Genomic DNA, 19,572 nt, shown 5'->3' with positions numbered 1-19,572 from the left:
GGAGGTCACCAGGCAGTCGAAGCTGCCCGGCACGTCACGATCCGACCCCGCACGATGCGCTCAGGAGGAGGTGCCCAGCCAGCGGCCGAAGCCGCCGTGGAGCACCAGCCAGGCGATCAGACCGTAGCCGGTCTGCCCGGGGTGATCTCCGGTGGAGCGGACGAGGTCCGACTCCCACTGCTCGTGACCGACCAGTCCGCCGACCGTGTCGACGTAGGGGATCCGGCGGCGCGAGCAGACGTCCTCGAAGGCCCCGGACAGCTCGCGCACGGCCTGGGTGGTCCCCGCATCCCGGCTGGGGGCGGGACCCACGACGAAGGCGGGGATCCGCAGCCGCTCCAGACCGTCGAGCACCTTGGCGAGGTTGAGCCTCGAGCGCGCCAGGGACAGCCCTGACTCGATGTCTGCGTGGCCCATCGCGAGCACCACCCGGTGGTCGACGGACCCGTCGGCCTGCCCCTCCGTCGAGAAGCGGCGCTGCACGTCCTCGTCCCAGCGGTCCGCGAGCTCCGCGGAGGTCTCCCCGGGCAGTGCGGCGCTGAACACGTCGATGCGGCAGTCCGCACCCTGCTCGCTGGCCACCGCGCGACCGAGCCAGCCCAGCGCCCGTGCATCACCGACCCCGGCGAGGAGCTCGTCACCGAGCGCGATGATCCGGATGCGGGACTCCGGTGTCGGGGCGGGCGTCATGGGCACGGTGGGCACCGGGACCTCCTGGACGGGGACGGGGGACGACAACTGTCTCACGGCGACGCGGGTCAGGGGCGAACCCATGACCCGCGTCCGATGCTCAGACCTCGAAGGCCCGGTCCAGCAGATCCTCCTGCTCGACCTTGTGGGTCGCATTGGATCCGGTGGCCGGCGAGGCCGAGGCGGGACGAGCCACGACCCGCAGGGTGCGCCCCACCTCGACGGCGAAGTTCAGCGCCATGAAGCTCCAGGCACCCTGGTTCTGCGGCTCCTCCTGGACCCAGGTCAGCGTCGCCTCCGGGTAGTCGCCCAGGACGGCCTGCAGCTGCTCGGTGGGCAGCGGGTAGAGCTGCTCGACCCGGACGATCGCGGTGTCCGTCGCGCCGGTCTTCTCGCGCCGGGCGACGAGGTCCCAGTAGACCTTTCCGGAGGTGAGCAGCACCTGCTTCACCCCGGAGGGATCCACGGTCGTATCCGGCAGGACCGGCTCGAAGGTCCCGGAGGTGAAGTCCTCGACCGCGCTCACCGCCGCCTTGTTGCGCAGCATCGACTTCGGGGTGAACACGATCAGCGGCTTCTTCGGCTCGGTGAGCGCCTGCTTGCGCAGCAGGTGGAAGTAGCTCGCCGGCGTGGAGGGGGCCGAGACCCGCATGTTGTTCTCCGCGCAGAGCTGGAGGAACCGTTCGATGCGGGCGGAGGAGTGGTCCGGTCCCTGACCCTCGTAGCCGTGGGGGAGGAGCATGACGACGCTCGAGTGCTGGCCCCACTTCTGCTCGGAGGCGGAGATGAACTCGTCGATGATGGTCTGCGCGCCGTTGACGAAGTCACCGAACTGCGCCTCCCACAGCACCAGCGACTGCGGGCTCTCGACCGAGTAGCCGTACTCGAAGCCGAGTGCCGCGAACTCCGAGAGCGAGGAGTCGTAGACGTTGAAGCGGGCCTGCTCGTCCGAGAGGTAGGAGAGCGGGGTCCAGGTGTCGCCGTTCTCGTGGTCGATCATCACGCTGTGACGCTGGACGAAGGTGCCGCGCCGCGAGTCCTGGCCGGCCAGGCGCACGCGATGGCCATCCATCAGCAGCGAGCCGAAGGCGAGCAGCTCGCCATAGGCCCAGTCCACGTTCCCCGAGGTGCTCATCTGGGTGCGGCGCTGCAGCACCGTCATCAGCTTGGGATGGACGGTGAACGAGCCCGGCACGTCGGAGTGCGCCGTGCCGATCCGCTCGAGCACCTCGGCATCGACGGCGGTCCGCGCCTCGGTCGGGGCGGTGCTGCCCTGCTGTGCGGCAGGCAGCTCCAGGCCCTGCACGTTCTCCTGTCCGGTGGCGGCACCGGTGCGCGTGGAGGCGAAGGCCTCGTCCAGGTGCTCCTGGAAGTTGCGCACCAGTCCGTCGGTCTCCTCCTCGGTGAGGTCGCCGCGCTCGATCAGCGTCTCCATGTACAGCTTGCGGGTGGAGGGCTTCTCCGCGATGAGCTTGTACATCTCCGGCTGGGTCATCGAGGGGTCGTCGCCCTCGTTGTGGCCGCGCCGGCGGTAGCACTGCATGTCGATGACGACGTCGCGGTGGAACTTCTGACGGAACTCGAAGGCGATCTCGGCGACCCGCACGCAGGCCTCGGGATCATCGCCGTTGACGTGGAAGATCGGCAGCTGCGTCGACTTCGCGACGTCGGTCGAGTAGAACGACGATCGCGAGGAGTCCGGCAGCGTGGTGAAGCCGATCTGGTTGTTGATGATCACGTGCACGGTGCCGCCGGTGCGGTAGCCGCGCAGCTCCGAGAGGTTCAGGGTCTCGGTGACCACGCCCTGGCCCGCGAAGGCCGCATCGCCATGGACGAGCACCGGCAGCACCGGGAACTCCTCGGGGCGCTCGAGGCGGTCCTGCTTCGCGCGGACGATGCCCTCGAGGACCGGGTTCACGGCCTCCAGGTGGGAGGGATTCGCGGCGAGGTAGACCTTCGTCGAGCTGCCGTCGCGCGAGACGTACTCGCCCTCGGTGCCCAGGTGGTACTTCACGTCGCCGGAGCCGAGCTTCTTGCCGTAGTTGCCCTCGAACTCCTGGAAGATCTGGCCGTAGCTCTTGCCGGCCAGGTTCGACAGGACGTTCAGCCGGCCGCGGTGGGACATGCCGATGCACACCTCGTCGAGCCCGTCGCGGGCAGCGCCGTGCAGCACGGCGTCGAGCATCGGGATGACGGCCTCGCCGCCCTCGAGGGAGAAGCGCTTCTGGCCGACGAACTTCGTCTGGAGGAAGGTCTCGAACGCCTCGGCGGAGTTCAGACGGTCCATGATGTGCGTCAGCTCGGCCTTGTCGAAGGGCCGGCGGGGCGTCTCCATCTTCCTCTGGATCCAGTCCCGTTCCTCGGGATCGGAGATGTGCATGTACTCGACGCCGATGGTGCGGCAGTACGCGTCACGCAGCACCCCGAGGATGTCGCGCAGCGACATCTCGTCCTTGCCGCCCAGGCCCCGCGTGGGGAATCGGCGGTCCAGGTCCCACAGGGTCAGGCCGTAGGTCTCGACGTCGAGATCCGGGTGGGTGCGGATCTTGTACTGCAGCGGGTCGGTGTCCGCCATCAGGTGGCCGCGCACACGGTAGGAATGGATCAGGTCCATCACCCGCGCCAGGCGCTCGGAGGTGGTGTGGCGGAACGGGTTGTCCGGCACCCAGCGGACGGGCTGGTAGGGCAGGCGCAGGGAGGCGAAGACCCGGTCGTAGAAGCCGTCCTTGCCCAGCAGCTTGTCGCCCATCCGCTTGAGGAACTCGCCGGAGGCGGCGCCCTGGATGATGCGGTGGTCGTAGGTCGAGGTCATCGTCATGACCTTCGAGACCGCGAGCTCGGCGAGGGTGGCGGGGCTCGCTCCCTGGAACTGCGCGGGGTAGTCCATCGCGCCGACGCCGACGATGACGCCCTGGCCCTGCATGAGGCGGGGGATCGAGTGGACGGTGCCGATGCCGCCCGGGTTGGTCAGCGAGACCGTGGTGTGGCTGAAGTCGTCCATCGTGAGCTTGCCGGCGCGGGCCTTCCTGACGACCTCCTCGTAGGCCTTCCAGAAGCCGTGGAAGTCGAAGCGCTGCGCGGCCTTGATGCTCGGCACCACCAGCCCGCGGGAGCCGTCGGGCCGCGGCATGTCGATGGCGAGCCCGAAGTTGATGTCCTCGCGCTTGAGCAGGAGCGGCTTGCCCTTCTCGTCGACATCGAAGCCGTTGTTCATGTCGGGGATCTCGGTGATCGCCTCGATCATGGCCCAGCCGATGAGGTGAGTGAAGGAGATCTTGCCCAGCCGGTGGCGCTGGAGGTGGTTGTTGATCACCAGGCGGTTGTCGAAGAGCAGCTTCACCGGGACGTCGCGCACCGAGGTGGCGGTGGGCACCCCGAGGGACTCGTCCATGTTGCGGGCGACCGCCGCGGCCGGGCCGCGCAGCTTGACGACCTCGGGCTCACGCAGCTCCACCGCGGGGATCTGCGCGGTGGTGGTGGGGACCTTCGCAGGACGGTCCGACGTCGTGGAGACGGCGGGAGCTGAGTCCTTGGACTCCTTCGAGTCCTTGGCTTCCGGGGAGGAATCGGCGTTCACGGCAGGGGAGTCCTTCACGGGCTGGGAGGGGGCCGCGGGAGCGGCGTCCTGGGAGGAGGGTGCGGGGTCGGCGTCCTGCTCGGACGCCTGCGATGGGGATGAGGCGGTCTCCGCGGTCTCCGCCGGCGTCATCGTCGACGTCGCGGAGGTGCCGGAGGGGGACCCGGCAGACGAGGAGTCCTCGGTCACCGAGCCCTGGGAGGAGAAGTACTCCGCCCACCTGGGATCGACGCTCGAGGGGTCCTGCTGCCACTGCTCGCGGAGTGCGTCCACGAGCCACTGATTCGGGCCGAACTCCGCGGAGTCGGAGTCCTGTGTCTGCTGTGACACTCTGAGATCGCCAGCCTTCTCACGGTCGAGAGATACGGAATGGTGCCAGCCTAGCGGCAGGACGCGCCCCTCGTGTCCGCTCCTTCGTGCCGGGACCGGCCATGACGCCGCGAGGTGCGCGATATCACGTCGTGATCTGGGGGTCCGGCAGCATCACTCGGATCAGGGAGGAGCGCCCCTCGTGCGCGACCTCGCTGCGGGGGTCGTCGAGGACCTCGATGGTGCCGCCGTGCAGCCCCACCGCCCAGCGCGCGATCGCCAGTCCCAGACCGGTCCCGCCGGAGGAGTCGGCATAGCCGCCCCGCTGGAAGCGCTCGAACACCCGGGCGCGGTCCTCCTGAGCGATGCCGGGGCCCTCGTCGTGGACGTCGATGTGGACGCCCTCGTCCTTCGCGGCGCGCGCCGCGGAGACGTGGATGCGTCCGCCGGCGGGGGAGTGGCGGGCGGCGTTCTCGAGCAGGTTGTGGATGACCTGGTGCAGGCGCGCGGCATCGGCGGGAACCGAGAGATCGGCGGGCTCGACGTCGATGATCCAGCGCACGTCGCGGCCGCCCGAGGCGAGAGCCGCCGCATCGACCACCTCGTGGAGGAAGGGAGTGAGCTCGACCGGTTCGAGATCGAGGTCGACCACTCCCGCGTCGAGACGCGAGAGGTCCAGCAGATGATCCACCAGCTGGGAGAGCCGCTCCGTCTCGGTGAGCGCCACCTCGAGCGCCGCCGGATCCGGCTCCGTCACCCCGTCCACGAGGTTCTCCAGCTGGGCGCGCAGCCCGGCGACGGGGGTGCGCAGCTCGTGGGAGACGTTCGCGACCAGGTCCCGCCGCATGCGGTCGGTCTGCTCGAGCTCGGAGGCCATGGTCGAGAACGCCGAGGCCAGCTGACCGACCTCGTCGGCGCTGGTGGTCCGGACGGTGCGGCTGTAATCGCCGCGAGCCATCGCGCGGGCCACTCCGGTCATCTCCCGCAGCGGGGAGGTCATGCCGCGCGCGAGCACCTGGGTGAACACGAGCGCTGCGAGCACCACCAGTGGCAGCGCCAGCAGCGGCGCGATTCCTGCCCGGATGCTCAGCTGGGTGAGCAGAGCCGCGACCGTGACGCTCGCCGCGACCAGGACTCCGAGCTTGACCTTGAAGGAGCGGAAGCGATCCAGGGGGCGGACGTCCAGGCGTTCAGGAACTCGGCGGTGGCTCTCGGGATCCCGGCCCGCCGGCGCGATCACGAGCCGTCGGTGGGCAGGTTCGGGGTGGCCATCGACGAGAGCCCACCGGCGGTCGGGTCCGAGGTGGGCACGCCTCCGTCCTCCGGCTCCTCGGGATCCTCCGGGATCTCGAGCGCGTAGCCCACGCCGTGGACGGTGCGCACCAGGTCGGAGCCGAGCTTTCTCCGCAGCGCCTTAACGTGCGAGTCGACGGTGCGGGTGCCGGTGGCGTCCACCCAGTCCCAGACATCCGCCAGTAGCTGCTCGCGGGTGAGAACGGTGCCGGGAGCGTTCGCCAGGCACAGCAGCAGGTCGTACTCCGTCGGGGTGAGGTGCGCGGGGGCGCCGGCGCGCATCACACGTCGGCCGGCGCGGTCGATCACCAGGTCACCGATCTGCAGGGCTTCCTGCTTCTCGGTCTCGCTGGGGGCGGGCGCCCCCACCCGGCGCACCCGGCGCAGCAGCGCCTTGAGGCGTGCGACCAGTTCGCGGATGGAGAAGGGCTTGGTCATGTAGTCGTCGGCGCCGACGCCGAGGCCCACCAGCATGTCGGTCTCGTCGTCGCGGGCGGTGAGCATGAGCACCGGCACCGGCTCGTCGGCCTGGATCCGACGGCACACCTCGAGTCCGTCGAACCCGGGGAGCATGACGTCCAGGACCACGACGTCGGGGCGGACCTCTGCGACGGTCCGCACTCCGGAGGGCCCGTCCAGGGCGGTGGAGACCTCCCAGCCCTCGGCGGTGAGCCGATCGGCGATCGCACGGGTGATCGTCGGCTCGTCCTCGATGACCACCACGCGCACGGGCGCGGAGCCGAGGGCGGCGTTCTTGACGTTCTTGTCCGGGGTCGACATGGCGCCACTCTAGACCGCGGCTCCTGGACGCACACTCGACGCGATCCCCTCGTCGAGGTCGCTGCGGGGTCTGCACACCGCCGTCGAGGTGACCTGTCCCGCGTCCCGGAGGGCGCTCCCGTCAAGACCGGGCAACCTTTGGGGCGTCTGGGCAAAAACTTGGCAATGACACGGCCCCCGCGCTCGTCATGCCTGGTGGCAGGCACGTAGTTTGTTCGAGGTTGTTCGGCGACGCGTACTTCCCCTGTCCTGCGTCGTGCTGGGACAGACGCATTCACGAGATCTACGCAGTCGCAATGGAAGAGGTCAGCACGTGGCGAATCATCGCTCTGCAGGACGTGCCACGGTGCGCAAGCACCGGGCAGTCGGAGGCACCCACCGAGACTCCGCCCTCCCCTCGGGAGCAGTGAAGGTCGGGGTCCTCGGAGTCCTCGCCACCGCGACCATCGCCGCCCCGCTGGCCGCCGCCGCGGCCGGAGTCGACGAGAGCGCCGTCCCCCAGGCGGAGACGCTCGCCCAGTCCCAGCCCGCCGCCCCGGCCCCCCAGGCCCCCGCCCCCGTCGCGCTCCCTGCCGCCGATGGCACGGACGCGGAGGCCGAGGTCGAGAGCCGCGGCAAGGACGAGGGCGCCACCCGCTCCGAGGAGCGCACCTCCCCGGCGAAGGAGAAGGTCGGCTCCGCGGAGAAGGCGTCCGCCGACTCCTCTGACGAGACGTCCGCTGAGGACGCGAAGAGCGATTCCGACAAGAAGAGCGACTCTGACAAGAAGAGCGATTCCGACGAGAAGAGCGACTCCGAGGAGCAGAGCACCGGCATCGAGGTCTCCGTCCCCGAGCCCGAGCCCGTCGTGGCCGAGGGCGATGAGGCCGCTGCCTCCGACGGCTCCAGCACCTCCGACGGCTCCGATGCCCCTGTCTCCGGCTCCGGCTACGTGCGCCCTGTCGGCGGTCCGATCACCTCCGGGTACGGCGGCCGCGTGCACCCGGTCCTCGGCTACTTCAAGGGCCATGACGGCGTGGACTTCGGCGCCGCCTGCGGCACGCCCGTGGGCGCCGCTCAGGCCGGCACCGTGGTCGCCGTCGAGTACCACCACGCCTCCGGCAACCGCGTCAAGGTCGATCATGGCAACGGAGTCGTCACCGGCTACTACCACCTCCAGGGCTTCAACACCTCGGTGGGCGCCACGGTGAGTGCGGGCGAGACCGTCGGCTACGTCGGCTCCACCGGTCGCTCCACCGGCTGCCACCTGCACTTCGCGAAGATGGACGAGGCGGGCAACTACTCCGACCCGATGTCGATCCTGCGGTGACGACCTCCAGGACCCCGATCATCCTCGGGGTCGAGTCCTCCTGCGACGAGACCGGCTTCGGCCTGGTCTCCGAGGGGGTCCTGCTGGGGCAGGGGCTGGCCTCGAGCGCCGCTCAGCATGCGGCCTTCGGGGGAGTGGTCCCGGAGATCGCCGCCCGCGCGCATCTCGAGGCCGTCGTCCCGACCCTGCAGATCGCGCTCGACGACGCGGGCGTGGACACCACAGACATATCCCACATCGCAGTGACCTCCGGGCCCGGGCTCGCGACAGCTGTGCATGTGGGTCTCGCCGCGGCGAAGTCGATCGCCTGGGCACTGGACAAGCCCCTCTACGGCGTCCACCACCTGGCAGGCCACGCCGCCGCGGACACCCTCGAGCACGGACCGCTGCCCGAACGCAGCATCGTGCTGATCGTCTCCGGCGGGCACACCTCGCTCCTGGCCGTCGGCGATCTGGTGCGCGACCCGATCGAGCACCTCGGCGACACGCTCGATGACGCCGCCGGCGAGGCCTTCGACAAGGTCTCGCGCCTGCTCGGCCTCGGATACCCCGGAGGACCGGCGATCTCCCGAGCGGCCGTGGGAGGCGACCCCGCGGCCTTCTCCTTCCCGCGCGCCATGCTGCGCCCGAAGGACGCTCCGTTCACCTTCTCCTTCTCCGGGCTCAAGACCGCCGTGGCCCGGACCGTCGAGACCCTCGAGCGGGCAGGCGAGCCGGTCCCCGTCGCGGACATCGCCGCGTCCTTCGAGCAGGCCGTCGTCGACGTGCTGGTGAAGAAGGCGATGCGGGCGGTGCGCGAGCGGAACCTCGACACCCTGGTGATCGTCGGCGGCGTCGCGGCGAACGCCCGACTGCGGGCTGTGGCGCAGACGGCCTGCGACCAGGCGGGCGTCGCCCTGCGCATCCCGCGGCCGGGCCTGTGCACCGACAACGGCGCGATGATCGCCGCCGTCGGCGATCTGCTGGTCCGCTCCGGGGCCGCCTCGAGCGGACTGGGCATCGCCGCGGACCCCTCCGCCGTGCTCCACGGGGCGCAGCTGCCGCTGCTGCGGTGAGGTCCCTCTCACACCGAGAGGGCCACGGAGTGTGCGCGGCTCGACGCGCGCTGAGGTGTTGCTAGACTTCCGGAGTCCGCCCGCGTAGCTCAGTGGATAGAGCGTCTGCCTCCGGAGCAGAAGGTCGTAGGTTCGAATCCTGTCGCGGGCACAGATCGTCAGAGGCACCGGTCGTCACGACCATCGAGTGTCACGGACATCGAGGAAGTCCCCGGTCGACGGCCATCAAGGCCATCGACCGGGGACTTCGTCGTCGCAGGCGCTGCTGCGCCCCGGTCGACGGGGATGAACGCTCGACGAGGCTCGGCCCTCGACGAAGCTCAGCCCTCGACGAGGCTCAGCTCTGTTCGTCGCGCAGCGTGAGCAACCGCTGCAGCACCCCGCGCACCGCCTCGGTGTCCTCCAGGCGCAGGCTCGCGGCGCTGTCCCCGGCCCCCACCTTCAGCCCCAGGTCCCTCTCGCCGAGCTGAGCGAAGACGGACTCATCGGTGACGTCGTCTCCCAGGTACAGCCAGGCATCCGACGCGCTCGCCCGGGCCAGAGCATCGACCGCCGCGCCCTTCGAGGTGTGCACCACCGCGAACTCCACCACTTCCTTGCCCGGCGTCACCGTGACATCGGGGAGAGTCATCGCGTACTCCAGCGCCGACTCGGTGGCATTGATCCCGCCGCGGCCGGTGGCATTGCGGGTGTGCAGCACAGCGGCCGTCGGCTTCGTCTCGACCTCGGTCCCGGGATGGGCCCGCGCGATCCTGCGCAGGGTGCTCGTGATCCCCGCGAGCAGCTCCTCCTTCTCCGGAGACATCGCCAGGGCCGACTTGTCCAGCACCTCCGCCTGCATCCAGGGCGGCAGCGCCCCGACCTCCGCGCCGTGGGAACCGACCAGCACCACCGAGCTCGGCATCCGGGTATGGAAGTCGAGATCGGACAGCGCGCGTCCCGAGACCAGGGCGACCGCGACGCCCGGGAGCTCGGAGAGCTCGCGCAGAGCCTCGAGCGCGTCGGGGTCGGGCTGCACCGCGTCCCGGTCGGCGACGATCGGGGCGAGCACTCCGTCGAAGTCCGTGGCGATCAACAGGCGCGGCACCGCGGAGAAGGTGCGGAGCGCTGCCTCGAGGCTCGCCGGATCGCTGGGGCGGTCGCCGGTGATCCGGATCGACGGAGCCGAGACCTGCTCGGGGGACTGCGTGGCCTCGAGGCGCTCGAGGAAGTGATGCGCCCAGGCCTGGACATCGTGCTCCATCACCTGGTGCCGCAGGGAGCGCATCGCCTCCTCCTGCTCCTCGGCGGGCATCGCCAAGGACCGCAGGATCGCGGACTTCAGCTCATCGATGTCGTGCGGGTTCACCAGCACCGCGGCGCGAAGCTCATCGGCGGCACCGGCGAACTCGCTGAGCACCAGCACGCCCTGCAGGTCCGGGCGGGAAGCGACGTACTCCTTGGCGACCAGGTTCATGCCATCGCGCAGCGCTGTCACCAGCACCACGTCAGCGGCCATGAACAGCGCCGTCATCTCCCGACGGTCAAAGGAATGGTGCTGGTAGGAGACGGCCGGTCGGCCCAGCGGTGCGTGCTCGCCGTTGATCCGTCCCACCGTCAGCTCGACCTCGTCGCGCAGCTGACGGTACGCCTCCACCCGTTCCCGCGACGGCGTGGCGATCTGGATCATCACCGCGTCGTGCGGGTCGATCGAGCCGTCGTCCAGCAGCTCTCCCCAGGCCTTGAGGCGGTGGCGGATGCCCTTGGTGTAGTCCAGCCGGTCCGCTCCCAGCACGATCCGATCCGGATCGCCGAGGTCCCGGCGGAGCTGAGCGGCGCGCTCCCGGATCTCCGGGTCCTCGGTGAGGGCCGAGACCGCGGTCGAGTCGATCGAGATCGGGAAGGTCCGCGCCTCGACCTCGCGCACCGGAGCCGCACCGATCCCCGGGACGGAGATCGTCGACCCGTCCACGTGGTAGCCGAGGAGCTTGCGCACCGCATTGACGAAGTTCAGGGAGTCGCTCTCCCGCTGGAATCCGATCAGATCCGCGCCGAGCAGGCCGCGCAGGATCGAATTGCGCTTGGGCAGCTGGGAGAAGAGCTCCACGGAGGGGAAGGGGATGTGGTTGAAGAATCCGATCCGCACATCGCTGCGCTTCTCACGGATCATGCGGGGGACCAGCTGCAGCTGGTAGTCGTGGACCCAGATGGTGCCGCCCGCGGCGGCGACAGGAGCGGCCGCCTCGGCGAACCGCCGATTGGCCGAGAGGTACGAGTCCCACCAGCCGCGATGGAACTCCGGGTCCACGATCACATCGTGATAGAGCGGCCACAGGGTGCCGTTGGAGAACCCTTCGTAGTACCTCTCGACGTCCTGCTGGGAGAGCTCGACCGGATAGAGGGCCATGCCGTCGGCCTCGAAGGGGTCAGGGGCCTCGCCGGGGGACCCTCCCCAGCCCACCCAGGCCCCGGAGTCGACGGTGCGCATCACGGACTCCATCGCGGTGACCAGCCCGCCGGGGCTGGTCACCCACTCGGTCGCGCCGTCGGGCAGGGTGCGGGAGTCCACCGGCAGCCGGTTCGCGACCACCACCAGCTCATGGACGGGTGCATCGGATCGGTCGGGGGTGGGGGAGGACGTGGGCATCGGGTCTCCTTCACTCAGAGAGAGCTCGAGGCGAGGGAGCGTGCACGGAGAGCCCGAGAGGTCGGGCCGCGGCTCCCGCGCCGACGCCCCGAGACTATCAAGTGCCGTCGGTCACCCACATGCCATCGGCCGCTGTCTCCTCCGTCCTGACCTGGACCTCTGACCTGCGCGGACAGCGGCTGACCGGGTGGACGGCACCCCTGTTCGCAGGCCGGACACAGATGCGGCCGCGGCGGCGCCGCACCTACGCTCGGAGTGCGCCGATGGCGCGAGCCGCCCGGCGATCACGCCGGGGCGGGACGGTACGAGATCAGGAGCAGACATGCGCGCGCACGAAGCCGGAGCCCTCCACGGCAACGATGCGGCCCCTACCTGGCTGCCCTATCCCGCGGACGTCAACACTCTGATCGAGGGACTCTGGTCGCGGAACACCGCGCGCAATGCCGAGGGTGCCGTCGAGGTCGGCGGCGTGGACGTGCACCGCATCGCCGAGGAGGTCGGCACGCCCGCCTTCGTGCTCGACGAGGACGACTTCCGCACCCGAGCGCGCTCCTTCCGCGACGCCTTCGCGGAGGCCTTCCGCCCCCACCGGGGGGCCGACGTCTACTACGCGGGCAAGGCGTTCCTGTGCGGCGCCGTCGCGCGCTGGGTGCAGGAGGACGGGCTCGGCCTGGACGTCTGCACCGGCGGCGAGCTCGCCGTCGCCCTCCGGGCCGGGTTCCCCGCGGACCGCCTCGCGCTGCACGGCAACAACAAGTCCGAGGCAGAGCTGCGACGAGCCCTCGACGCCGGGGTGGGCCGCATCGTCATCGACTCCCTCGACGAGATCGACCTGGTCGACGCCCTCGCCGCCGAGAGCGGTGTGCGGGCCCCGGTGATGCTGCGCGTGACCACCGGCGTGGAGGCGCACACGCACGAGTTCATCGCCACCGCGCACGAGGACCAGAAGTTCGGCCTCTCCCTCACCGGCGGCGCCGCCTTCGACGCCGTGCGCCGGGTGCTCGCGGCCTCGCACCTGGACCTGCTGGGCCTGCACTCCCACATCGGCTCCCAGATCTTCGACACCGGAGGGTTCGAGGTCGCCGCCCGCCGGGTCCTCGACCTCGTCGGCCAGGTCCGGGACGAGCTGGGGCACACCATCGGCCAGCTCGACCTGGGCGGCGGCTTCGGCGTCATGTACAACACCCAGCACACGCCCTCCAGCCCCGAGGCGCTCGCGGCCGGCATCGCGGGGATCATCGAGAAGCAGTGCCATGAGCTCGAGCTCGAGGTGCCGCACGTGTCCTTCGAGCCGGGCCGTGCGATCGCGGGCCCCTCGACCCAGACCCTGTACTCCGTGGGCACGGTGAAGGACGTGCGCCTGGGCGGGCCCCACCACCGGGTCTACGTCTCCGTCGACGGAGGCATGAGCGACAACGTGCGCACGGCCCTCTACGACGCGGACTACTCCTGCCTGCTGACCGGCCGCGTCTCGGACGCCGTCCCCGAGGTGGTCCGCGTGGTCGGCAAGCACTGCGAGAGCGGGGACATCGTGGTCAAGGACGAGTACCTTCCCGCCGACGTGCGCCGCGGGGACCTGATCTCGGTGCCGGTGACCGGGGCGTACTGCTACTCGCTCGCCTCGAACTACAACCACGTCCCGCGACCGCCCGTCATCGCCGTGCGCGACGGAGAGATCCGCACCCTCCTCCGCCGTGAGACGGAGGAGGACCTGCTCGGTCTCGACGTGGGCTGACTGCGCCCTGCCCGTCGGCACCTCACCCCGTCAGCGCTCCGCTCCCTCGGCCCCCGTCGCATTCGTTCATCCCAGGTCACATCGCGCCCACCCGCTCGGATACAGTGCGAACGCCCGTTCCGCCCGACCCGTCGGCCTCTGTGGAAGGACCACACCTCACATGTCACAGCAGCCTCCGGGCAGCCCTGCCCCCCAGGACTCCTCGACCCTCTCGGCACTGCCCACCCTCCGGGTGGCGGTGCTCGGCGCCGGCACCGTCGGCGGCGAGGTGCTGCGCCTCCTCGCGCAGCAGGATGCCGAGCTCGCGCATCGTATCGGCGCGCGGCTCGAGGTGAGCGGCGTGGCCGTCCGTGACCTGGGTCGTGACCGTGGGGAGCACGTGCCCGCCTCTCTGCTCACGGAGGATGCCGCGGCCCTGGTGCGTTCGGCGGACCTGGTGATCGAGGTGATGGGCGGCATCGAGCCGGCGCGCACCCTGCTGCTGGATGCCATGGAGCACGGCGCGAGCGTGGTGACCGCCAACAAGGCGCTGCTCGCCCAGGACGGCGTCTCCCTGTACGAGGCCGCGGATGCCCACGGGGTGGACCTGTACTTCGAGGCCGCCGTCGCCGGGGCCATCCCGCTGGTGCGCCCGGTCCGTGAATCTCTCGCCGGCGACCGGATCCAGCGTGTGCTCGGCATCGTCAACGGCACCACCAACTACATCCTCGACGCGATGACCCGCACGGGGGCGAGCTTCGAGGACGCGCTCGCGAACGCCCAGCAGCTGGGCTACGCCGAGGCGGATCCGACCGCCGATGTCGAAGGGCACGATGCGGCGGCCAAGGCGTCCATCCTCGCCTCGCTCGCCTTCCACAGCCGGATGCGGCTGGCCGACGTCCACTGCGAGGGCATCTCCCAGGTCTCGGCCCAGGACATCGCCGCTGCCGAGCGGATGGGCCGCACCATCAAGCTGCTCTCGATCGTCGAGCGCGTCGAGGAGGAGAACGGGGAGCGGATCTCCGCCCGCGTCTACCCGGCGCTGATTCCCGATCACCACCCGCTGGCGTCGGTCTCCGAGGCGTACAACGCGGTCTTCATCGAGGCGGATGCCGCGGGATCCCTGATGTTCTACGGCCAGGGCGCGGGAGGCTCCCCGACGGCTTCGGCCGTGCTCGGCGACGTGGTCTCCGCCGCTCGTGCCCGGGTGCACGGAGGCTACGGTCCGCGCGAGTCCCGGTACGCGGAGCTGGAGTCCATCCCCCTCGAGGAGCTGCGCAGCGCGTTCTACGTCTCCCTCACCGTGGAGGACCGCCCGGGCGTGCTGGCAGAGATCGCCGGCACCTTCTCCGGCTACGGGATCTCCATCTCGACCATCCACCAGGAGCTGCTCGAGCAGGACGAGCAGTCCGGCGAGCAGGCCCGCGCCCACATCGGGGTCAGCACCCACCGCGCGCTGGAGTCCGCGATGACCGCCTCGCTGGACGTGTTCTCCTCCACCGCCACGGTGCTGAGCATCGATTCCGTCCTGCGCATCGAAGGAGAATGACCTCATGGCACATCAGTGGCGCGGCGTCCTCGCCGAGTACCGCGAACACCTCCCGTTCGCCGAGAACGACACCCTTCTGACCCTGGGGGAGGGCGGCACCCCGCTGGTCCCCGCCCCGGCCCTGTCGAGGGCCGTCGGAGCCGACGTCCACGTCAAGGTCGAGGGGATGAACCCCACCGCCTCCTTCAAGGACCGCGGCATGGTCTCGGCGATGTCCAAGGCGCTGAACGACGGCGCGACCGCCGTCGTGTGCGCCTCCACCGGCAACACCAGCGCCTCGGCCGCCGCCTATGCCACCGCCGCGGGACTGACCTGCGCGGTGCTGCTGCCGCAGGGCAAGATCGCCGCCGGCAAGCTGGCCCAGGCCGTTGTGCACGGGGCGAAGCTCATCCAGGTCGACGGCAACTTCGACGACTGCCTGGAGATCGCCCGCAAGCTCGACGCGGAGCACCCGATCGAGCTGGTGAACTCGGTGAACCCCTACCGCCTGCAGGGACAGAAGACCGCTGCTTTCGAGGTCGCCGATGCGCTCGGGAAGGCGCCGGACATCCACATCCTCCCCGTGGGCAACGCCGGGAACATCTCCGCCTACTGGATGGGCTACCGCGAGTACCGCGAGGCCGGGATCACCGACACGCTCCCACAGATGTGGGGATTCCAGGCCGCAGGGGCCGCCCCGTTCGTGGCGGGCCATCCGATCACCGATCCCGAGACGGTCGCCACCGCGATCCGGATCGGCGCCCCCGCCTCCTGGCATCTCGCGGTCGAGGCCCGGGACGACTCCGGCGGTCTCATCGACGCGGTCAGCGATCAGCAGATCCTCGATGCCCAGAAGCTCCTCGCGGGCGAGGTCGGCGTCTTCGTCGAGCCCGCCTCGGCCGCCGGCGTGGCGGGCCTGCTGCAGCAGGCCGAGCGTGGCCTGGTCCCTGCGGGCGCGACGATCGCGATCACGGTCACCGGCAACGGGCTCAAGGACACCGACACCGCGCTGACCCAGCACGACCTCACCCCGACGGTGGTGCCGGTGGACATCGCCGCGGCCGCCGCGGCCATCGGCCTGTGAGGATCCAGCACACGCAGGTGTCCGTGCAGGTCCCTGCCACCTCCGCGAACCTCGGTCCGGGCTTCGACAGCCTGGGCCTGGCCCTGGACCTCTGCGACGAGCTGACCGTGGAGGCGACCACCGGTGCGGTCGAGATCTCGGTGCAGGGGGAGGGAGCGGGCGCGCTGCCCGCCGGGGAGGACCACCTCGTCGTGCGTGCGCTGCGGCGCGGGCTGGACCATGCCGGCGCCCCGCAGACCGGGCTGCGGCTGCAGGCGACCAATCGGATCCCCCATGGCCGTGGGCTCGGCTCCAGCGCGGCCGCGACGATCGCGGGACTGCTGCTGGCGCGCGGGATGGTCTCCGCCCCGGAGGCTCTCGACGATCAGACGGTGCTGCAGCTGGCGACGGAGTTCGAGGGACATCCGGACAACGCCGCCCCGGCGCTCCACGGCGGGGTGGTGCTGTCCTGGATGCAGGGCGCGACGGCCCGGGCGGTGCCGCTCGAGGTCGCCGAAGGCGTGCTGCGCCCCGTGGTGCTGCTGCCCACCGCGACGCTCTCCACCCACCAGGCGCGCGGGCTGCTTCCCGAGCAGGTCCCGCACGCGGACGCCGTGTTCAACTCCTCCCGCTCCGCGCTGCTCGTCCATGCGCTCGGTGGGGCCCCGGAGCTCCTCCTCGAGGCGACGGAGGACCGGCTGCACCAGGAGCAGCGGGCGCCGGGCATGTCCGAGAGCGTGGAGCTGATGCGGGTGCTGCGCCGTGAGGGCCACGCCGCGGTGATCTCCGGAGCGGGGCCCTCGGTGCTGGTGATGTCCGGGGCCCGGGCGGAGCTCGCCCCGCTGGTGCGCCGGTTCGTCTCCGATGCCGCAGCCTGGCGGATCGCCGAGGTGCCGCTGCGGCAGCTCCCCACCGCGCCTGTGGTAGGTTGAGCCTGCGTCCAGGCGACATCGCACGACGCAGAACCCTGCAGCAGATCCCTGGTGGATGCCGCGTGCAGAACTCAGCGTTCTGATGTGCTCCCTGATCAGCGCCCCGCACGGACCTCGCACACCTGTCACGATGTGACTGATCGGTCCGTGTGCCACCGCTGGCGCACCCCGAATCACACCGGCAGGTCCCCGAGGATGCACTGCATCGTGGGGGAGAACCTCGCACGGACCCGCTGCCGCAGCTTCCCGAGACACGACGTTCCCGGTGCTGGGCGGCACCCAGACCACGCAAGAGCCGTCACGATCGGCTCGACAGGAAGGAACCCGGGTGAACGACACCACCTCCGGCGCAGACCTCACGGCGAAGAAGCTTCCTGAGCTGCAGGCCATCGCGGCCGGGCTCGGCATCAAGGGAGCTCGCCGCCTGCGCAAGGGCGAGCTGATCGAGGCGATCCGCGGGGGCGCAGCGCCCTCCGGCGCCTCCTCGGCCGCCGCGACGCAGTCCGCCGCCCCGACGTCCGCACCGTCCGCGCCCGCAGAGTCGTCGGTTCAGGTCGACTCCGCCCGCCGGAGCACGGCGTCGGCGACGACGGACGACGGCTCCGCACAGGGGCAGACGGGCACCGCTGCCGCCGAGACCGCAGCATCCGGCGCTGCAGCATCCGCCACCGGCGAGCGCACCCGCTCCCGCTCTCGGTCGCGGGCCGCCGCTGGTGGTGCGCGGGGCGAGGAGTCCGCTCCTGACCTCGGCATCGAGCTTCCCGTCAACGGGGATGCGCGTGGCACGGGCGAAGAGTCCGGTGCCGCCTCCGGCCGTACGGCTCGCCGACAGGACGATCGGCGCTCCGGGGGCGATGCGGCACAGAGCGGAGACGAGCAGCAGCGCACCGACCGCGGCGACGAGGATCGACGCGGTGAGCAGGGTCGCGAGAACCAGGGTCGCGAGAACCGGGGCCGTGGCGACCAGGGCCGCGAGAACCGGGGCCGCGGCGACCAGAACCGCGATGACCAGAACCGTGGCGATCAGGGTCGCGACAACCAGGGCCGTGGCGGGAACTCCCGTCGCCGGCTCGAGGACATCGAGCTCCCGGATCGCTCGGGCGAGCAGGACGACGATCGCCAGGGCGGCGACGGGTACGACGATGACCGGCGTGGCCGCTCCCGCAGCCGTCACCGCTCGCGCGACCGCAAGCGTCGAGGCCGTGGCGGGTCGAACGAGCAGGGCGAGCAGAATGCGCAGGGCGACCAGAATTCCCGCGGCGGCCAGGGGAACCAGGCCGGCCAGAGGCCCCAGGGCAGCCAGCAGGACGAGGGCGGAGCTCGCGACGGCGACGAGCTGATGACCATCGCCGGGATCCTCGACATCCGCGACAACAACGCCTACGTGCGCACCACCGGCTACCTGCCCGGGGCCAGCGACGTCTTCGTGACCATGAACCAGGTCAAGCGGGCGGGGCTGCGCAAGGGTGATGCGATCACCGGCCAGGTCAAGGCCCCGCGCGACGGCGAGGATCAGCCCGAGCCTCAGCAGCAGCATCACGGCGGCGGCCGGAACCGCCGCGGCAAGGGCGGCGGCAACCAGAACAGCAAGTACGCCGCGCTGGTCCAGGTCGACACCGTCAACGGGATGCCCCCGGAGCGCGCGCGTCAGCGCGTGGACTTCAGCAAGCTCACCCCGCTCTACCCGGACGAGCGTCTCCGCCTGGAGACGGCGCCGAACGCTGTCGCGCCCCGCGTGATCGACCTCGTCTCGCCGGTCGGGAAGGGCCAGCGCGGCCTCATCGTCGCGCCCCCGAAGGCCGGCAAGACGATCATCATGCAGCAGATCGCGAATGCGATCACGACGAACAACCCCGAGGTCCACCTCATGGTGGTGCTGGTCGATGAGCGCCCCGAGGAGGTCACCGACATGCAGCGCACGGTGAAGGGCGAGGTCATCGCCTCGACCTTCGACCGTCCCGCGTCGGATCACACGATCGTCGCGGAGCTCGCGATCGAACGGGCCAAGCGCCTGGTCGAGATGGGCCGTGACGTGGTCGTGCTGCTGGACTCGCTCACCCGCCTCTCCCGTGCCTACAACCTGGCGGCACCCGCCTCCGGCCGGATCCTCTCCGGTGGTGTCGACGCCTCGGCGCTGTACCCGCCCAAGCGGTTCTTCGGTGCGGCGCGCAACATCGAGCACGGCGGGTCGCTGACGATCCTCGCGTCGGCCCTGGTGGAGACCGGCTCCAAGATGGACGAGGTCATCTTCGAGGAGTTCAAGGGCACCGGCAACATGGAGCTGCGGCTCTCGCGCCATCTCGCCGACAAGCGGATCTTCCCGGCCGTGGACGTCAACGCCTCGGGCACCCGCCGCGAGGAGGCGCTCATGGGCAAGGAGGAGCTCGCCATCATGTGGAAGCTCCGTCGCGTCCTGGGCTCCCTCGAGCAGCAGCAGGCTCTGGAGCTGCTCATGGAGCGGGTCAAGAAGACCCAGTCGAACTCCGAGTTCCTGATGACGGTCCAGAAGAACACGCCCAGCGTGGGTGCTCGCAGCACCGACTGACTGCCGCTGATCCGCGTCCGAGGATGATGACGGGGCGCCTCCCACCGGGGAGGCGCCCCGTCGTCGTTCACCGGGACCCGGACCATGCGGCCCGGGCACCGATCGCTGAGCGCCCGATCGCTGAGCGCCTGATCGCTGAGCGCTCGAACGC

The 19,572-nt window shown here is 70.6% G+C and carries 12 protein-coding genes and 1 tRNA gene; 8 read left to right on the top strand and 5 right to left on the bottom strand.

The window, feature by feature from the left end; all coding sequences use genetic code 11:
• Positions 1–60: 60 nt before the first annotated feature.
• The 4 genes from VF289_RS15790 to VF289_RS15775 all read right to left on the bottom strand — a co-directional run bounded on the left by VF289_RS15790 (position 61) and on the right by VF289_RS15775 (position 6,649).
• The gene (locus VF289_RS15790) at positions 61–705 is read right to left on the bottom strand and encodes a GDSL-type esterase/lipase family protein (RefSeq protein ID WP_330884858.1); all 645 of its coding nucleotides are present in this window, start codon (positions 703–705) and stop codon (positions 61–63) included.
• An 85-nt stretch (positions 706–790) separates the two neighbouring features.
• Positions 791–4,597, bottom strand: coding sequence for a multifunctional oxoglutarate decarboxylase/oxoglutarate dehydrogenase thiamine pyrophosphate-binding subunit/dihydrolipoyllysine-residue succinyltransferase subunit (locus tag VF289_RS15785; protein WP_330884857.1), 3,807 nt, complete (start codon positions 4,595–4,597; stop codon positions 791–793).
• A 124-nt stretch (positions 4,598–4,721) separates the two neighbouring features.
• Positions 4,722–5,813: a HAMP domain-containing sensor histidine kinase gene (locus VF289_RS15780; RefSeq protein WP_330884972.1), complete on the bottom strand. Its 1,092-nt coding sequence runs from the start codon at positions 5,811–5,813 to the stop codon at positions 4,722–4,724.
• Entirely contained in the window at positions 5,813–6,649 is an 837-nt protein-coding gene (locus tag VF289_RS15775) for a response regulator transcription factor (protein WP_330884856.1), read from the bottom strand. Before VF289_RS15775 ends, VF289_RS15780 begins: the two co-directional genes overlap by 1 nt.
• Positions 6,650–6,995: 346 nt before the next feature.
• Here VF289_RS15775 and VF289_RS15770 point away from each other — a divergent pair, with 346 nt between their 5' ends.
• The 3 genes from VF289_RS15770 to VF289_RS15760 all read left to right on the top strand — a co-directional run bounded on the left by VF289_RS15770 (position 6,996) and on the right by VF289_RS15760 (position 9,164).
• Positions 6,996–7,958: a M23 family metallopeptidase gene (locus VF289_RS15770; RefSeq protein ID WP_330884855.1), complete on the top strand. Its 963-nt coding sequence runs from the start codon at positions 6,996–6,998 to the stop codon at positions 7,956–7,958.
• A complete protein-coding gene (gene tsaD / locus VF289_RS15765) occupies positions 7,955–9,013 on the top strand; it encodes a tRNA (adenosine(37)-N6)-threonylcarbamoyltransferase complex transferase subunit TsaD (RefSeq protein ID WP_330884854.1) in 1,059 nt (352 codons plus the stop codon). Before VF289_RS15770 ends, tsaD begins: the two co-directional genes overlap by 4 nt.
• Positions 9,014–9,091: 78 nt before the next feature.
• A tRNA-Arg gene (locus VF289_RS15760) sits at positions 9,092–9,164 on the top strand.
• Positions 9,165–9,350: 186 nt separating this feature from the next.
• Here VF289_RS15760 and VF289_RS15755 read toward each other — a convergent pair.
• Positions 9,351–11,639, bottom strand: coding sequence for a bifunctional alpha,alpha-trehalose-phosphate synthase (UDP-forming)/trehalose-phosphatase (locus VF289_RS15755; RefSeq protein ID WP_330884853.1), 2,289 nt, complete (start codon positions 11,637–11,639; stop codon positions 9,351–9,353).
• Between the two features lie 322 nt (positions 11,640–11,961).
• Here VF289_RS15755 and lysA point away from each other — a divergent pair, with 322 nt between their 5' ends.
• From lysA to rho, 5 genes are all read left to right on the top strand, one after another.
• A complete protein-coding gene (gene lysA, locus VF289_RS15750; RefSeq protein WP_330884852.1) occupies positions 11,962–13,374 on the top strand; it encodes a diaminopimelate decarboxylase in 1,413 nt (470 codons plus the stop codon).
• Positions 13,375–13,534: 160 nt separating this feature from the next.
• The gene (locus VF289_RS15745) at positions 13,535–14,902 is read left to right on the top strand and encodes a homoserine dehydrogenase (RefSeq protein ID WP_330884851.1); all 1,368 of its coding nucleotides are present in this window, start codon (positions 13,535–13,537) and stop codon (positions 14,900–14,902) included.
• 4 nt (positions 14,903–14,906) lie between these two features.
• A complete protein-coding gene (gene thrC / locus VF289_RS15740; protein WP_330884850.1) occupies positions 14,907–15,965 on the top strand; it encodes a threonine synthase in 1,059 nt (352 codons plus the stop codon).
• The gene (gene thrB / locus VF289_RS15735; protein ID WP_330884849.1) at positions 15,962–16,876 is read left to right on the top strand and encodes a homoserine kinase; all 915 of its coding nucleotides are present in this window, start codon (positions 15,962–15,964) and stop codon (positions 16,874–16,876) included. Before thrC ends, thrB begins: the two co-directional genes overlap by 4 nt.
• 328 nt (positions 16,877–17,204) lie before the next feature.
• Positions 17,205–19,421, top strand: a complete 2,217-nt coding sequence (rho, locus tag VF289_RS15730) for a transcription termination factor Rho (protein ID WP_330884848.1) — start codon at positions 17,205–17,207, stop codon at positions 19,419–19,421.
• Positions 19,422–19,572 lie beyond the last annotated feature (151 nt).

Source organism: Brachybacterium sp. (assembly GCF_036379615.1).
Taxonomy (GTDB): domain Bacteria; phylum Actinomycetota; class Actinomycetes; order Actinomycetales; family Dermabacteraceae; genus Brachybacterium.
This window is presented reverse-complemented; position numbering and strand designations above follow the sequence as displayed.

What these genes read in the sequence shown, in the direction of transcription:
- VF289_RS15775 (WP_330884856.1), bottom strand. Translation starts at nt 6,649, where the DNA reads ATGTCGACCCCGGACAAGAACGTCAAGAACGCCGCCCTCGGCTCCGCG.
- VF289_RS15755 (WP_330884853.1), bottom strand. Translation starts at nt 11,639, where the DNA reads ATGCCCACGTCCTCCCCCACCCCCGACCGATCCGATGCACCCGTCCAT.
- lysA (WP_330884852.1), top strand. Translation starts at nt 11,962, where the DNA reads ATGCGCGCGCACGAAGCCGGAGCCCTCCACGGCAACGATGCGGCCCCT.
- VF289_RS15745 (WP_330884851.1), top strand. Translation starts at nt 13,535, where the DNA reads ATGTCACAGCAGCCTCCGGGCAGCCCTGCCCCCCAGGACTCCTCGACC.
- thrC (WP_330884850.1), top strand. Translation starts at nt 14,907, where the DNA reads ATGGCACATCAGTGGCGCGGCGTCCTCGCCGAGTACCGCGAACACCTC.